This window comes from Amycolatopsis sp. NPDC047767 (assembly GCF_040704195.1).
GTDB lineage: Bacteria > Actinomycetota > Actinomycetes > Mycobacteriales > Pseudonocardiaceae > Amycolatopsis.
Genome location: NZ_JBEYSJ010000057.1, coordinates 25,295 through 41,436, shown reverse-complemented (window position 1 = coordinate 41,436; position 16,142 = coordinate 25,295). Strand labels below are relative to the sequence as shown.

At 68.4% G+C, this 16,142-nt stretch carries 14 protein-coding genes; 4 read left to right on the top strand and 10 right to left on the bottom strand.

From position 1 onward, the window contains the following. Positions 1–74 precede the first annotated feature (74 nt). From AB0878_RS47505 to AB0878_RS47480, 6 genes are read right to left on the bottom strand one after another with little or no spacing between them, the layout of a single operon-like run. Positions 75–2,897, bottom strand: coding sequence for an NACHT domain-containing protein (locus AB0878_RS47505; protein WP_366589818.1), 2,823 nt, complete (start codon positions 2,895–2,897; stop codon positions 75–77). Between the two features lie 46 nt (positions 2,898–2,943). After that, complete coding sequence (locus AB0878_RS47500; RefSeq protein WP_366589816.1) at positions 2,944–3,474, bottom strand: cysteine hydrolase; 531 nt, start codon at positions 3,472–3,474, stop codon at positions 2,944–2,946. Then, positions 3,471–4,934 (bottom strand): cytosine permease, encoded by a 1,464-nt coding sequence (locus tag AB0878_RS47495; protein ID WP_366589814.1) that lies wholly within the window; start codon positions 4,932–4,934, stop codon positions 3,471–3,473. Before AB0878_RS47495 ends, AB0878_RS47500 begins: the two co-directional genes overlap by 4 nt. A gap of 23 nt (positions 4,935–4,957) precedes the next feature. Beyond that, a complete protein-coding gene (locus AB0878_RS47490) occupies positions 4,958–5,881 on the bottom strand; it encodes a PfkB family carbohydrate kinase (RefSeq protein ID WP_366589812.1) in 924 nt (307 codons plus the stop codon). Continuing rightward, positions 5,878–6,867, bottom strand: a complete 990-nt coding sequence (locus AB0878_RS47485; protein ID WP_366589809.1) for an ADP-ribosylglycohydrolase family protein — start codon at positions 6,865–6,867, stop codon at positions 5,878–5,880. The genes AB0878_RS47490 and AB0878_RS47485 overlap by 4 nt, the downstream gene beginning before the upstream one ends. Continuing rightward, on the bottom strand, positions 6,864–7,556 hold the full coding sequence (locus AB0878_RS47480; protein WP_366589806.1) for a GntR family transcriptional regulator: 693 nt from the start codon (positions 7,554–7,556) through the stop codon (positions 6,864–6,866). Before AB0878_RS47480 ends, AB0878_RS47485 begins: the two co-directional genes overlap by 4 nt. 155 nt (positions 7,557–7,711) lie before the next feature. Here AB0878_RS47480 and AB0878_RS47475 point away from each other — a divergent pair, with 155 nt between their 5' ends. Beyond that, positions 7,712–8,134: an Hsp20/alpha crystallin family protein gene (locus AB0878_RS47475; protein ID WP_366589804.1), complete on the top strand. Its 423-nt coding sequence runs from the start codon at positions 7,712–7,714 to the stop codon at positions 8,132–8,134. 247 nt (positions 8,135–8,381) lie between these two features. After that, positions 8,382–9,026 (top strand): hypothetical protein, encoded by a 645-nt coding sequence (locus AB0878_RS47470; protein WP_366589802.1) that lies wholly within the window; start codon positions 8,382–8,384, stop codon positions 9,024–9,026. Positions 9,027–9,141: 115 nt separating this feature from the next. Here AB0878_RS47470 and AB0878_RS47465 read toward each other — a convergent pair whose 3' ends face one another. Together AB0878_RS47465 and AB0878_RS47460 are read right to left on the bottom strand one after the other, a co-directional pair. After that, complete coding sequence (locus AB0878_RS47465; RefSeq protein ID WP_366589825.1) at positions 9,142–9,267, bottom strand: hypothetical protein; 126 nt, start codon at positions 9,265–9,267, stop codon at positions 9,142–9,144. A gap of 34 nt (positions 9,268–9,301) precedes the next feature. Further along, positions 9,302–9,904 (bottom strand): TetR family transcriptional regulator, encoded by a 603-nt coding sequence (locus tag AB0878_RS47460; RefSeq protein WP_366589800.1) that lies wholly within the window; start codon positions 9,902–9,904, stop codon positions 9,302–9,304. 63 nt (positions 9,905–9,967) lie between these two features. Here AB0878_RS47460 and AB0878_RS47455 point away from each other — a divergent pair, with 63 nt between their 5' ends. Next, the gene (locus tag AB0878_RS47455) at positions 9,968–11,773 is read left to right on the top strand and encodes an FAD-dependent monooxygenase (RefSeq protein WP_366589798.1); all 1,806 of its coding nucleotides are present in this window, start codon (positions 9,968–9,970) and stop codon (positions 11,771–11,773) included. Positions 11,774–11,900: 127 nt separating this feature from the next. On the opposite strand, the gene dusB is transcribed toward AB0878_RS47455, so the two are convergent. Next, the gene (gene dusB / locus AB0878_RS47450) at positions 11,901–13,046 is read right to left on the bottom strand and encodes a tRNA dihydrouridine synthase DusB (protein ID WP_366589795.1); all 1,146 of its coding nucleotides are present in this window, start codon (positions 13,044–13,046) and stop codon (positions 11,901–11,903) included. A gap of 371 nt (positions 13,047–13,417) precedes the next feature. Further along, on the bottom strand, positions 13,418–14,458 hold the full coding sequence (locus AB0878_RS47445; protein WP_366589792.1) for an alcohol dehydrogenase catalytic domain-containing protein: 1,041 nt from the start codon (positions 14,456–14,458) through the stop codon (positions 13,418–13,420). Between the two features lie 316 nt (positions 14,459–14,774). On the opposite strand from AB0878_RS47445, the gene AB0878_RS47440 reads away from it, so the two are divergent. Further along, on the top strand, positions 14,775–16,124 hold the full coding sequence (locus AB0878_RS47440) for an MFS transporter (protein ID WP_366589790.1): 1,350 nt from the start codon (positions 14,775–14,777) through the stop codon (positions 16,122–16,124). Positions 16,125–16,142 lie beyond the last annotated feature (18 nt).

Sequence of the window (16,142 nt, the reverse complement as noted above, 5' to 3'; positions counted from 1 at the left end):
CCACAGCTCGTCCGGCACCAGCCGCAACGACAAACGATCAACCACAACCAAGATCATGACGCATCAGTCGTTGATCACCACGTAAGACACGCTCTTAGGTTTTCCAGCGCATCGCACTCGGACAGCGTGAGAGACGATAGCCGGGTGAGAAAGGACAACGGTTCGAGGTCGACGAGGTCGTGCACATGGCCGAGTCCGAGCTCCCGTAATCCTGGGAAGCCGCCCAACTTCCGGAGTCTGCTGCGCCAGAGAACCCAGTTCAGCGAAATGGATTCCAGTTGCAGGACACCGGCAAGAGCGGACCAGCCATCGGTGGGGCCCGACGCCCGAAGCGATCGCAGGCACTTCGCCTCGGTCAGGGGAGACAAATCGAGAGGCTCGGGTGGAACGATTCCGGTCAACATCAAGTCGGTGACTGTTGTGCCACCTAGCGACGGCAGGTCGTAGCCGCCGTGATCCTTGACCGACAGCCGCCGCAGCCCGCGCAGCTTCCAGACGAAATCGAGGCGCCCGTGGCTACGGCTGTGCTCGAAGACGCAGCTGAGAGACGTCAGGCGCTCAAGGTGCTCCAGACCGACCAGTTGATCGGGGCTGGTGATGTCGAGGTGTCCGTTCAGCAGTGGAGACCGGGCGAGGACCTCTCGAGCGTACTGCTCCCGGTCGAACCGGGCCCACCCCTTGATGAGCTCGTGGACAACCGGTGCGTCGTCGCTGCCTCCGAACTGGGACAACGCTTCGAGGGCGCTCGGCCCGCCGATGAGCGAAGCTGTCCTGACCATCGCGCATGCGCTCGTGGTCGTCCTTGGAACTGAATGCGTGAGCAGTTCGGTGACGTACTCTCCCGCGGACACCAGCAGGCTCACCGACGCGAAGTCTTGAGGGGGCAGCAGCGCACTGGTGCGGCGTTGGATTTCAGTGCGGATATCCTTGCTCAGCTCCGGCGACGTCTCCAGGCAAGCGGCGGCCAGCAGATCCAGTTTGGCCCGGGTTCGGGGGTCGGCGACCCTGCTGAGCAGCGACGAAAGCAGCCGTTCACGCTGGCCGACGTTGGCGTGACCGACGGCGAGGAGGAAAACCTCACGCCATTCGTCGAGGTGGGCCCTGGTGACGAGCAGCCCGGTGTCGTCGGCGGCAATCGCGGCCGACGCGGCCAGGTATTCCTGGAAAGTCCGGTGGATGAAATCGACCCTGTCGGGAACGGGTTCACGCAGGACGCCGCCGCGGTCGAGCAAATGCCGGTACACGGCCTGTGTTCCTTCGGGGATCTCACCCATCGAGTTCAGCTTGCTGTCGATGATTCTCAGCACGTCCCCGTATGAGGCGTCCGAGTGTCCATTGCGGACCAGCCAGTACGCGATGTGACTCAGCAGAGAGATCTTCTTCGCGTAAGCGAGTTTGATCTCGTCCTTGACCTTGCGCTCGACATCTCTGCTGTCCAAAAGCATCTTGAGCGCGACCTCGTAGAGCTCCATCCTGTTCTCAGGCAGGTGACCTTGGCTCTCGTGGTGTAGGGCGCAGAGTAGCGCGCACAGCAGTGGGTTCTCCGCAAGGCGGCGGAGGGCCGCACGCTTGCCGAGCGCGGTGAACAAGCTGCGCTGTCGTTCGTCCAGGTCGATGAGCGCCTCGGGGTCGGCAGGCATGGCGTTGTGCCAGCGCTCGACGAATGTGCGGACGTCCGCCGGTGTCATCGGTTGTAGCGACACCTCGAGGAAACCCTCCGAGCCGAGCCAGGCCGGTGGCACGGCGGCAGGCCGGGTCGTGACAACGTAGTGCGCCCGCGGGAAGGTCTCGACCAGCTGCAAGAGCCATTCGTGGACGTCCGCGCGGCGTTGTTCAGGCACCTCGTCGATACCGTCGATGAGAACTACACCCCGGCCTTCGCGTAATTGCTCGTGCACCCAGCCCTTGGGCATCTCATCCGCCATGTGCCGCCCGACCTCGCCGAGGAATTTGCTCGGTGTGGGAAGGCTGTCTTCACTGTAGCGCCGCAGTCGGACGAGGAACGGGGTCAACCGGGACCAGTTCACGGTGGTGTCCAACTGACCGGTGGCAGTGGCGACGGCGATCCACTGGAGCAGAGTCGTCTTGCCGGACCCCGCCTCGCCGCGGAGGAGGATTCGGTTCGAATGGGGCAGGACCTGTTCGATCCGATCCGCTGAGCGCAAGGCGATGGACCCAGCCGACTCGGCTGTGACACTCAGGCTGAGGTAGGCGACAGACAACGGGTACAGCCGGGTGGCCCGGGTGAGCCTGGCTCCGTAGAGGGCCATGCGGTCCATCGTGGCGACCACTTGCCGCCGATACTCTGCGGCGAAGTCGGCCGGCGACCCGCTTGGCGGGAGGTTGGCCAGCACCTTCTGGACAGCCGCGAGAATCTCGGTTTCTCGGCGAAGCAAGGTCGGTAGGGCTTCATTTTGCAACCCGGGAAGCGTGCTGGTCACCTGGACCACGTAGGCGCAGCACTCGTGCAGCACACGGTGGTAGAACTGTTCGGCTGTGTCGGATAGAAACTGCTGGTCCGGCGCCTCGGGAAATTTGTGGACCAAATGGCGGTAGAGAAATCCGGCATCGAGATCGGCGGCGAAGAGATCGTCGTTGGTCAACCTCGCCCGTTCGAATGTCAGGCGGACGCAGTCGATCGCGGCCAGTTGCTCGTTCTCTGGCAGGTTCCGAAACTCGATCTCGAGTAGCGGCAAAAGCTGAGCAGCGACGCGGTCTTCGATGTTCGCAAACAGCAGTTTCGTCTTGCGCTTGTCGTTGAGGCTTAGTGCCTTCTTCTGCAGAATATCGATTGCGCTCGCCGAGACGTCCGCGGCGACTGCGCGATCCCCCAGCCATAGTTTGGCCGCGGATTTGACCACTGCCGAAACGAGCGCGATCGCCGATGACTCCCACATTGCCATTACTCTTGTACCCTCCCGACGGGGAGCATACCGGCAGTGTTCAGTTCGCCAGCACCTCGTCCGTCGTCCTGACCTCCACTAACGGCCCATAGAGCCGCAGGAGCGCCAGCGTCTGCTCGTGGCTTTCGTCCGAGACCCCGGCGCACGCGTCGGACACCACGGTCACCGGGACGCCCGCGTCGGCGGCGGCCAGGGCGGTCGACAGGACGCAGCAGTCCGTGGAGACGCCGGCGAGCACCAGGCCGCCGTCGCCGACCAGTTGCGCCATCTCGGATGTCCACTTGCCGAACGCGTAGGCGTCCACAGTGGACTTCACGGGGAACTCGTCGACCACCGCGTACGCTCGTGAATCGGGTTTTTGCAGGGCGAACGGCCACTGCTGGTAGTACTTCACCCAAGCCCCGGCCGGTTTCTCCGGAGCCAGGAACCGCGTGAACGCCACCCGCGGCCCGAACGCGTCCGCCAGCCGCCGCACCTGGGGCAGGATCGACGCGAAGCCCGGCGTGAACCAGCCGCTCGCCGGGTCGGCGAAGATGTTCTGCAGGTCGATCACCCCGAGCAGCGGCTTCACGCGGCGGCCTCCTGCGCGCGCACGCGCGAGCGGCTGACCAGCAGCGTCACCACGAACCCGAGCGCCAGTGCCACCAGCACGCCGAGGTTGGCGAACGCCCACGAGCCCTCGCGGCCGCCGAGGCCGAACGGTGCCAGCAGATAACCCTGCCAGTGCAGCCAGCTCGCGGACGCGTTGGTGACCAGCCCCCAGCCGATGGCCGTCGCGACGACGATCAGGGCGATGGGGCCGAAGCGCACGTCGCCATAGCGGCCGCGGCGGTCGTAGAGGTCGGCTTCGGCGTAGTCGCGGCGGCGCAGCAGCACGTCGGCGAGCATCACGCCGCACCACGCGGCCACGGGCACGCCGAGCGTCGTGAGGAAACCCTGGAACTGGCCGAGGAAAGTGCCGCCGAAGAAGACTATGTAGACGGTGCCGGCGATCATGATCACGCCGTCGATCAGCGCGGCGACGTAGCGCGGGATCCGCAGGCCGGCGGACAGCAGCGACAGGCCTGAGGAGTAGATGTCCAGCACCGCGCCGCCGACCAGGCCGAGCACGGCGACGATCGCGAACGGCACCAGGAACCACAGCGGCAGGATCGTGGTCAGCGCCCCGATCGGGTCCGCCGCGATGCTCGAGTTCAGCTCCGGCGACGAACCCGCCAGCAGCAGCCCGAACACCAGCAGCACGAGCGGCGCCACGGAAGCGCCGAACGTCGTCCAGCCGATCACGCCGCGTCCGGACGACGAGCGCGGCAGGTAGCGCGAGTAGTCGGCCGCCGCGTTGACCCAGCCGAGGCCGAAGCCCGTCATCAGGAACACGAGCGCGCCGATGAACTCCTGCGCCGAACCCGCGGGCACAGCGCTCACCGCCGACCAGTGCACGTGGCCGGCCACGAGGATCACGTAGACCACGGTGAGGACGCCGGTGATCCACGTGATGATCGTCTGGAGCCGCATGATCAGGTCGAAGCCCATCACGCCGCTGAGCACGGTGAGCCCCGCGACCACGATCAGCGCGATCACCTTGGTCGTCGTGCCGCCACCCCAGCCGAGCCGCTCGAACACGGTCGCGGTGGCCATCGTCGCGAGCGCGGTCAGCACCGTTTCCCAGCCGACGGTGAGGATCCACGAGATCGCCGACGGCAGGTGGTTGCCGCGCACGCCGAACGCCGCGCGCGAGAGCGTCATCGTCGGCGCGGAGCCGCGTTTGCCCGCCACCGCGATGAAGCCGCAGAGCAGGAACGAGAACACGATCCCGACGACACCGGCGACGGTCGCCTGCCAGAACGAGATCCCGAACCCGAGCGCGAACGAACCGTAGCTGAGCCCGAGGATCGACACGTTGGCGCCGAACCACGGCCAGAACAGATCCCTTGGCCGGCCCCGGCGCTCGGCGTCGCCGATCACGTTGATGCCGTGCGTCTCGACCTTGAGCCGGCTGCCTGTTTCCGGTGCCCGTTGTTCGGTCCTGGCCATGGTGCCCGCCTATCTGAACCTGTTCATATTTGGTCGGTGCGACGGTAGAAGTCGCCCGTGTTGCCGTCAATATTCCGACAGAACTCGTTCAGTTCCGCACGCGTTGGCGCCGTGGCGGGCCCGTGTCGGGTTACGGACATCGCGGCGGCGGCGTTGGCGCGGCGGGCCGCGTTCGGCAGGTCGGCGCCGCGCAGGAGTTCGGCGGCCAGGACGCCGCAGTGGGTGTCGCCGGCGCCGTTGGTGTCGACCGCGGTGACGCGGAAGCCGTCGATCCGGGTGGCCTCGCCGCCGTGGTGGATCGTGCAGCCGGCGGGGCCGTCGCGGACGATCACGGTCGTGGTCTCGGCGAGTTCGGCGACGTCGAGGGACTCGGCTTCGCGGGAGTTGCAGCTGATGATGTCTACTGTGGACAGCAAAGTCGCCAGCGCTGGCGGGTCCAGTTCGGACACCAATGGGCCGGGGTCGAACAGCACCCGCGAACCCGGCAGGTCCGGCAGCCAGTGCAGCAGGGCGTCGCGGTTGGCGGCGTGCAGGAGGCTGTAGCCGGTGACGTACACGAGGTCGTCCGGCGTGGCGGCGACTCGCGCGAGCTGGTCGGCGCGCAGCCGTCCCTCCGCGCCGGTGCCCGTGGCGAACGTCCGCTCACCCGACGGGTCCACGAGCGCCACGACGACGCCGGTGTCGCCGCTGGCCGTGGGTTCCTGCGCGGTCGTGATGCCCTCGGCCTCCAGCGCGGCGCGCACGAGGTCGCCGAAGCTGCCGGTGCCGTGCGTGCCGGCGTAGACGACCTCGGCGCCCGAGCGCGCGGCCGCGGCCATCACGTTGAACCCGCCGCCGGGCAGCAGGTTCGTGGACGTGGCCAGCACGTCGCCGCCAGGAACCGGCAGCCCCGGCACGGTGAGGACCAGGTCGACGACGACCTGCCCGGTGTGGATCAACCGGCTCACGGGATGGTCCTGCGCACGGCGACGAGGCCGTCGACGAGCGGGCCGAGGTCGAGGCCGTTCACCCGGACCACGGTTTCGCCGAGCTCGGCCGGGATCTCCTCGCCGCAGGCGCCGAGCAGCGCCCCGCAGATCGCCGCGACGGTGTCGGTGTCGCCGCCCAGCCGCGCGGCCGTCGTCAGCGCGTCGGCCGGGTCGAGCACCTCGGCCAGCGCGAACGCGGCGACCACCGACTCCTGCGCGGACACGGAAGTGCCGATCACGTCGGCCACGGCGTCGTCCAGCTCGGTGCGCCGCAGGCCCCGCACCCAGTCGCGCGCCCAGTGGATGCGCGCGGCGACACTGCCGCCCGCGCTCCAGTGCGCTTGCGCCGCACCGAGCGCGGCCGCGCGTTCGGCCAGGTCGAAGGCGGCCATGCGGTCCGCGCCGTCGACGCCCGCCGACACCGCGGCGGCGACGGCGGTCGCGGCGGCGAGGCCGACTGAGGTGTTGTGGGTGACGCGCGCGGTCTCGGCCACGGCGTCGACGAGCGTGGCCAGGTCGTCGACCGGGGTCGCGATGCCGACCGGGGTCACGCGCATGGCGGCGCCGTTGGTCGTGCCGCCGCGGCCGGCCTCCTCCGGGGGGACGCCGGTTTCCAGCAGGGCCAACGCCCTCTTCGTCGACGGCCCGAGGAGGTCCGCCGAGCCGCGGCGGACCATGTCGGCTTCCCAGGCCAGCAAGGCGTCGGCGAACACGCGTGGCTCGACGTGGCCGCCGCCGTCCACGAGCAGGCGCGCGAGCAGGAGGGCCTGCTCGGTGTCGTCGGTGATCGTGCCCGCGGGCAGGCCGGGTGCGATGGGCTGGCCGGCGATCGCGTCGCGGAACCCGTCGACCGTCCCGTACGCGGCGCGAATTTCGGCGCGGCACATCGACTGGGTCGGCATGCCGAGCGCGTCACCCACGGCCAGCCCGGTCAACGCGGCGAGCGCGCGGTCGCGGGGGCTCATCGCCGGCCGAAGGTGAGGTGGAAGCTGAAACGCGTGGGGTCGAGCAGGCTCACGACGTGCTCGACGAGCCGGGAATCCGCGTCAAGCGACGTGCGCGTGGCCTTGAGGAACAGCTCACCGGCGGGGCGGCCGAGCAGCGCGGCCGAAGCGGCGTCGAGCGGCTGGGCGGTGATCCACTGGTCGCCGCCCACGGGGTGCAGGCCGGCTTCGCGCAGGGTGGCCGTGATGGAGCCGTCGACCAGGCGCAGCTCGGCCAGCGGCCCGACGGGCGGCAGGGTGGCCTCTTCGAGCGAGACACCGCGGCCGGTGTCATCGCGGCGCAGCCGTTTCACGCGCACGAACTTCGGTGTGGTGAAGCGGCGGGTGAGCTCGGCGTCCTCGACCTCGGTGATGCCGAGCAGCTCGGTGGTCACGGGCGCGCCGGAGTCGGCGAGTGCGCGGGCCCAGCCGACGCCCTGGTCGAGCGTGACCCCGTCGAACGTCACGAACGACCCGACGCCGGCGTGTGTGGAAATGAGCGCCTGGTGTTGCAATTCGGACAGTGCGCTGCGCACCGTCCCGCGGCTGACCTGGTACTGCTCGGCGAGCTGGTGCTCACCGGGCAGCTGGTCACCGTGGGCGAGCCGGCCGGAGCGGATGAGCTCGGCGAGGTCGCCCACGAGCTGCTGTTTCTTTCCGCCCATGGACATGTTCATACCTGTACACCGGGTGGTGGCCGTCTGACAACTCCACACTGTGATGTGCGTCAAAAGGGAACAACTAAGTTGAGTGGGTCGTTGTCAACTTCGTAAGGTCCGGTCAGCCGCCCAGGAGCTGATCGAGGCCACCTGAAGGAGGAACGCAGATGTTGATCCGGACCGACCCGTTCGCCCAGTTCGACCGCCTGACCCAGCAGTTCTTCGCCGGCCAGCCCACCAGCTCGCCGCGCACGATGCCGATGGACGCCTACCGCAACGGTGACGAGTACGTCGTGCAGTTCGACCTCCCGGGCGTGGCCCGCGAGTCGATCGACGTGAGCGTGGAGCGCAACGTACTGACCGTGAAGGCCGAGCGCGCCGCCGCCTTCGGCGAGGACGCCCGTGTGCAGGTCTCCGAGCGTTCGCGCGGCAAGGTTTCGCGCCGCCTCGTCCTCGGTGACACCCTCGACACCGACCGCGTCGCCGCGGAGTACGTCGACGGTGTGCTGACCTTGCGCATCCCGGTTGCCGAGAGGGCCCAGCCGCGCAAGATCACCGTCGGTGGCGAGCCGCAGCAGCTCGAGAACTGAGTTCCAGGCTGATTTCCCGGCCCCGTCGCTCCTCTTCGGAGTGACGGGGCCGAACCGTATCCGTCCACAGTGGATTTTCGGGCGGGGATTCTTCCGGGCAAGTACGTTGCCCTGTCTCACCTTCACCGGGTGATGTGGCCGCCGTCACATCAAGATCGTGAACCGTTCACCGGACGGGACCCGTGTCTGCGGGTGTCCGGCACCGAGGTGCGGAGCCGGGAAACCCGACAAGGTTCTGGAGAATCCCATGCTGCGCAAGACTGTTCTGTCCCTGGCTGCTTTCGGTGCCGTCGCCGGCGCGGTGCTCGGCGGTGCCGGCATCGCCTCCGCTTCGCCCGCCTCCTCCGGCGCGAGCGGCATCCTCGACTCGGGCATCAACTTCTCGGAGCCGCAGGGCTCCCAGGGCATCGGCGGCGACGGCGGCGAGTGCATCACCGTCAACATCCCCGCCACCGGTTCGCTGCAGAGCTTCGGCGGCACGATGACCCTGTGGACCGGCGCCGACTGCAAGACCGGCGAAGCCGCGGTCCTCACCGACAGCGTCTCGAACATCCCGGCCACCTTCGGCGCCGGCTTCGCCCACGTCCAGTCGATCTTCATCGGTGACAACGCCCCCGCGAAGCCGCCGGTCGCCGGCGCAAGCGCGATCATCGACTCGGGCAAGAACTTCTCCGAGCCCCAGGGCTCGCAGGGCATCAACGGCAACGTCGGCGACAAGGTCAACATCAACATCCCGGCGACCGGCTCGATCCAGTTCGTCTCCGGCACCTTGACGCTGTACACCGGCCCGAACCTGACGGGCAAGTCCCTGGTCGTCACCCACGACGTCGCGGACCTCGCCGCCCTCGGCTTCGGCCAGGTGCAGTCGGTGCTGATCGGTGCGGCTGCCTGATCCTGCCCGCTCGCGAAAAAGGCCACTCCGAGGTTCGGAGTGGCCTTTCGCGTTTGTCCACAGCCCCCTGTGGACAACCTGGGGACAGCTTGTGGAGAACGGCTGAAATCGCAGGTCAGAGCTTGATCCCGTCGGCGATGGTGCGATGGGCGGCCATGAGCGGCTTGGGCTGCGGGCCGTCCGGCCACCAGCGCACGAGCTGGGTGATGCCCGGCTCCACCATCTCCAGCCCGTCGAACAGCTTCTCGATCTGTCAGTAGTCACGCCGGGGCAACTCACGGGGCCGTGGGGCGGGTCGCGTTCAGCCCGGCGAGCACGACGCCGAGCGCGTAGCGGAAGTCGTCAGCTGGAGTGGCTCCGGCGGCTTGACGGTCGCGTAAGCCTTGTGCCATCAAGGGAAACGGGATCTCCACGGTTTCATCGGGCCTGGTCTGGTCCTCGACCGCGCGGCCGAGGACGAAGTGGACGAACACCCCCGCCGCGCGCGTCGCGTGGGCGAGCGGAAACCCCGCCCGGTGCAGGACCTCGACGGCGCGCTCCGCGAATTCACCCAGCGACCGGGCCACGCTCAGGTCGGCGCCGATCGCGATGCTCGGCCCGTCGCGATGGCCCAGGAGCGCGGTGTGCAGCGCGTTGCCCGCTTTTTCCAGCCACTCGAGCCAGGGCGTGGTCTTGTCCGGCAACTGGTTCAGCACCGGCTCGACGATCGCCCCGGTCATGTGGTCGAGCAGCGCGCGTTTGCTGCTGAAGTGCCAGTACAGGGCGGGCGCCTTGACGCCGAGCTCGTCTGCGAGCCGCCGGACGGTGAGCTTGTCGAGCCCGTCTTGCTCCAGCAATCGCAGCGCGGTGCGCACCGCGGCCGGCACGTCGATCGGCATGCTTCTTGACTCCTTAACTAGTTCAGGAGCAGAGTAGCACTTAACAAGTTAAGGAGGCTTTTCATGGATGTTGACGTCATCGTCGTCGGAGCCGGCCCGGTCGGCCTCCTCCTCGCCGCCGAAGTCCAGCTGGGCGGCGGCCGCGCTTTGGTGCTGGAACGACTCACCGAACCCTCGCGTGATCGCAAGGCCCGCGGCATCGGCCCCCTGGCCACCGAAGCCTTGTGGCGCCGCGGCCTCGGCCCCCACCTGTCCGCCGCGGATCCCGCCGGTGCCCGCGACTTCACCCGTGACCACGGCACCGAACTCGGTCACTTCGCGAACATCCACAAACTCACCCCAGACCCCGGCCGCCCCGGCACCCGCATCTGGCAGCCGGACCTGGAACGGCTCCTCACCACCCACGCCGAGACGCTCGGTGTCCGGATCCTCCGCGGCCACGACGTCGTCGCCCTCGAACCCGGCGCCGACAGCGTCACGGCCATCACCCACACGTCCACCGCCGAACACCGCCTGCGCGCCCCCTACCTGATCGGGTGCGACGGCGCACACAGCCGCGTTCGAAAACTCACACCGTTCGCCTTCCCCGGCACCGCACCCCTGCTCCGCACCATCGCCGGCGCGGTCTCCTTCGCCGGCCCCGCCCCCGCCCCCGGCCGCTACCCCACGGGCACCTTCCTCCACGGCGGCTCGCTCGCCGGCGTCACGGAACTCGCCGACGCCGCGCCGCCTGCTCCAGCCGCGACGCCCGGCGCCGTCGCCCCGATCGACAACGCTCAGCCGGTCACCTCGGTCGGCGCCACCGCACCTGTCGTCTCGGTTGGCGATGGCCGCCTGCCCACTCCAGTCGACAACGCTCAGCCGGCCACCTCGGTGGGCGTCAGCGCGCCAGTCGTCGCGGCTGGCGAAGGCCGCCGGTCCACTCCGGTCACCGGCGGTGGCTCGGTCGTCTCAGCCGCTTCGCCCGGAGGAGATCCCTTTGGTGCTTCGGCTGTCTCGGCCGAAGTCGCTACCTCCACGCCGGAGAGGCCGACCGACCACGCCGCTCCGATCGCCTCACTCGGCTTGACCGGCGAAGGTCACCCGGCCACCGCCGTCGCGACGAACGGCAGCCGTGGTCCGGTCACCGCGGCCGAGCTGGCCGCCGCCATCCGTCGCGTCACCGGCGCCGACGTCGCCATCGAAGGCCTCCGCGAACCCCGCGACTTCACCGACCAGGCGCGCCAAGCCGACACCTACCGGCACGGCCGAATCCTGCTCGCGGGCGACGCCGCCCACGTTCACTCGCCCAGCGGCGGCCAGGGGTTGAACCTCGGCCTGCTCGACGCGATGAACCTGGGCTGGAAACTCGCCGCCGTTGTCCGCGGCGCCGCGCCCGAGTCGCTGCTCGACACCTACACCCGCGAACGCCACCCCGCCGCGGCAGCCGTGCTGCACAACACCCGTGCGCAGTCGGCGCTCCTGGCTCCCGGGCGCCATGTCGACGCGCTGCGCGACATCGTCAGCGACCTCATGGAAATCCCTGCGGTGAACCGGTATTTCAGCGCTCTACTGTCCGGTGTGGACTATCGCCACGAGCTGGCCTACCCTGCCGCCGAACCCGTCGGCCTGCACTCGTCCGACCTCGACCTCACCGACGGCCACGGGGCGCGCTCCAAACTGCACGAACACCTGCACTCCGGCCGCGGCCTGCTCCTGCTCACACCCGAGACGCAGGCTTTCGCGAATTATGCGACAAACCGTGTTGAAATCCTCCCAGTGACCAACACCGGCGCACTCCTCCTCCGTCCCGACGGCATCATCGCCTGGGCAGAAGGGGACAACCAATCGTTGCAACTCGCACTCGACACGTGGTTTCCCGCGCAATAATCAGGTCAGCGAAGCGCGAAAATGCTCACTGGCTGCGAATTATGCGACAGGCCCTGTTCGAATTCCGTCGGCAACCAACACCGGCGCACAAAGCCAAGCCCCCATGCCCGAAGCCCCATGCCCGGGCTCAGCCGCCCGAATGCATGTCCTCGGCCTCGGGCACACAGTCGTCGTCCGGGTCGTCCAGCCACCCGTGCGGCAGCGTCACCTTGCCCGGCGAACCCTGCCGGCCCCGCGGACCGTCGGCGTTCTCCGGGAACGGCGCGTCGAAGTCGAGGCGGGCGATGAGGTCGTCGAGCTCGTCGAGGCTCGACACCATCGCGAACCCGCGCCGCAGCTCGGATCCCACGGGGAAGCCCATGAAGTACCACGCCATGTGCTTGCGCAGGTCACGCATCGCCTTGGTCGGCCCGTCGTGCGCCACCAGCAGCTCCGCGTGCCGGCGCAACACCCGCGCGACCTCGCCCAGGTTGGGCCCGGCCGGAATCTCGCGCCTCGCGAACGCCGCCTCCAGCTCCCCGAACAGCCACGGCCGCCCGAGGCACCCGCGCCCGACGACCACGCCGTCGCAGCCGGTCTCGTCGACCATGCGCAGCGCGTCGGCGGCGGAGAAGATGTCGCCGTTGCCCAGCACAGGAATGCTGGTCACGGCCTGCTTCAGCTCGGCGATCTTCGACCAGTCGGCCTGGCCGGAGTAGCGCTGCGCGGCCGTGCGCGCGTGCAGGCTGACCGCCGCCGCGCCCTCGGCCTCGGCGATGCGCCCGGCGTCGAGGAACGTGCGGTGGTCGTCGTCGATGCCCACGCGGAACTTGACCGTGAACGGCACCCCCGCCTCGGCGGCGGCCGCGGCCGACTCGCGCACGATGTCCGCGAACAGCTTCCGCTTGAACGGCAGCGCCGCCCCGCCGCCCTTGCGCGTCACCTTCGCGACGGGACACCCGAAGTTCGAGTCGATGTGGTCCGCGAGCCCCTCACCGGTGATGATCTTCACGGCCTCGCGCATCGTCTTCGGATCCACGCCGTAAAGCTGCATCGACCTGGGCTTCTCGTGCTCGCCGAAGGTCATCATGTGCATCGTCCCGGGGTGCCGCTCCACGACGGCCCGCGCGGTGATCATCTCGCACACGTAGATGCCCGCCCCGTACTCCGCACACAGCTGCCGGAACGCGACATTCGTGATCCCCGCCATCGGCGCCAACACGACCGGCGGATCGACCTGATAGGGGCCGATCCGCAGGGCGGGCTTGCTCAAGGTGGCGGTCACGTCCTCCATTGTCGCTTGTGGCGTCGATCACGTCGACCAGGGGCACGTCAAGACGGCTTCGCCAACTGGCTGACCCGCTGGAACGAGACCCCGAGCACGTCGCCGGCCGCACGCTGCGAAGGTCCCAGCGCGAGCAGTTCTCGCACGGCTGCCCGGTTTTCCGCGGCAGCCTCTGCCTGCTTGCGCTGGGCTTCCTCGCGAGCACCTCGGCACGGGCCTGATGATCTTCCACCGAGTCTGGCAGGTGAAGTTTGTCCTCGTCGCTACGAAGCTCATTCCTGATCTCGATGACCTCACGTCCAGCCAGGGTTAGACGCAACCGTCTACGGCGGGCCAGACAGTGCCCCCGATCGAATGAAGTCGTCCTTGTCGGCCGTCACCTATGGCGACACCACCACCTTGATCGACGCCCCCGTGTCCCGCTGCGCCTCGAACGCCGCCGTGATGTCGGCGAGGGCGAAGCGGTGCGAGATGAGCGGCCGGACGTCCACCCGCCGTGACACGAGCAGGTCGAACGCCTCCTGGCAGTCGCGGGGGGTGTAGGCGAAGCTGCCGAGCAGGCGGAGCTCCTTCTGGACCAGGTCGTCGACCGGGATGCTCAAAGGGTGGGCCGCGAGCGCGATCGCGGCGATCGGCGCGGCGGCGCGGGCCAGGGAGAATGCCAGCGGCAGCACGGGAGCCGCACCGGAACATTCGAACACCGCCCCGATCGCACCCGAACGAGGTTGGTAGGGCGACGAAGTCGTGCCGCGCGAAGCGAACAGCGAGGCGCCCACGTCGTCGGACGAGGGGTTCAGCGCCTCATGCGCCCCGGCGGACAGGGCGGCCTCGAGGCGGCGGTGTGAAGTATCCACCACGATCACATCACGGGCGCCCGCCGCGAGGAGGACTTGCACCACGCACTGTCCGATTGTTCCCAGGCCGAACACCACGATCGGCTCGTCCAACGGCGGCGCGGCGTGGTGCACGGCCCGCACGGCCACCGACAGCGGTTCGAGAAAACAGGCTTCCTCCAAGGGAAAGTCGCTGGGCAACACGAACAAGTGCTGCCCGGGAACGGCGTTGCGCACCAGCACCTCGTCCCCGAACCCGCCGGAGTGGCCGGACCCGCCGGAACACAGGTTCTGCCGCCCTTCCGAACACCGCGGACAAGAGCCGCACGGCGCCGCCGGGTTCACCGCGACCCGATCGCCGACCCGCAAGCCGGCCACCTCGGATCCCACTGCTGTCACCGTTCCCGCGTACTCGTGCCCGAGTGGCACGCCGGGCGCGATCCACACGCCCTCGGTGTAGGAGTGCACATCCGAACCGCAGATCCCGCACGCCCCGACGGACAAGACCACATCGGACGGTCCGCACACCGGTGCGTCGACCTCGTCCAGGGAAAGGGTTTCGATCGCCTGCCAAGTGACTACGCGCACAATAGCCTCCTAAATGGAACACCAAGTCCTTTGTGGCCGGGAAGAAAACCCCGGCACCCCAACAAACCCCGAAACGCCGACCAACGGTAACCACGCACTGCGCCGCACGGGTGAATCCCGAAAGATCAAGAAACCTATTGCTGCACAAGAGCTTTGTCCTGAATCGAGAAGCTCCGAAGTGGCGCTTGACACACTCTGAAGCCGGGCGCAAGCTGTCTCGAACCGACTAGTCGGTCGGGAGCACTTCGGCTGAGGCACCTGTTCCGCCTCCCTATCCACCACCTGCATCCGCACCCCTGTGTCCGGAGGGTCTTTCATGTCGTTCCCCGCACCGGTAATCCGCCCCAAGCTCTTCATGGGCAAACGCGGGCTGATGCTCGCGAGCATCCTGATCGTCAACTTCGTGGTCTGGCTGGACAGCGCGAAGTTCAGCCTGCTCAACCCGTTCTGGTCCACCGACCTGCACCTTTCGCCGAGTCAGATCTCGAGCGTCACGGCGAGCTACCTGCTGGGGTACTTCCCCCTGCTGCTGCTCGCCGGCATCCTCGCCGACCGCATCGGCGCCAAGCTGATGCTCATCATCTGCATCTCCGGCGTCACGGTGCTCTCGGCGACGATGGCGTTCGTCCACACCTACAACGAGATGTGGTGGCGGAACCTGATCTTCGGCGTCTTCTTCGGATTCTCCTGGGCTCCTTCACAACGGCTCCTTTCCGTGTGGTTCCCGGGCGCGCTCGGCGCCAGGGCGACGTCGACGTGGATGAGCTCGACCCTCATCGCCGGTGTGCTCGCGCCGGCGATCGCGCTGCCGCTGGCGAACCACCTGTCCTGGCGGGACGCGTTCATCGTCGTGGCGGCGCTGGGTGTGCCGGCGCTGGTCATGCTGGTTCTGTTCACCGCCAACAAACCCGAGAAGCTGCGCGGGATCACGCCGGAGGAGGTCGCGCGCATCCATGCCGAACACCGCGGGGTCGAGGTCCGCGAGAAGCTGAGCTTCCGCGAACTGCTGCGAGCGCTCAAGAACCGCAGCATCCTCACGATGATCATCGCGACCGCACTGGCGACGACCCCGACGTGGCTTTCGGGGCCGTGGCTGCCCTACGGCCTCATCACCCTCGACAAGGTCAACCCCGACACGGTGGCCTGGGTCAGCCCGCTCATCGCGGCGATCCCGGTCCTCTTCGGACTCGTCAACGGCACGCTGGTCACCCGCTTCTTCGGTGGCCGCACGCGGCCGTGGCTGGTGGCCGGGCCGGCCTGCGGTGCCGTCGGGTTCCTGATGGGTGTGCTGCTGCACGATTCGACGTGGGTGCTGTGGGGATTCTTCATCGGGGCCTTCGCCTTCCTCTGCGATCCGATGTTCTGGGGCACGGTCAACAGCTACTGGGCCGGCATCGCCCGGCCGGAGGTCACCGGCACGCTCAACGGCGCGTCGGCGGCCATGCAGGTCGCGGTCGGCTGGATCATCACCGACCAGAGCGGGAAGTGGATCGACACGTCGGTGTCGGGCCGCGGCCAGCTCGACACCATCTGGATCGTCGGTGCGATCCTGTTCGCAGTCGCCATCATCCCGGTCCTTCTGTCCAAAGAGGTACGGGTGCACCAGGCCGTGGCGGGCGACCTCGAACCGACGCTGCCGGCCCGGACCACCGATCCGGTGTCCTGACGCACAGGAGCTGAAGAA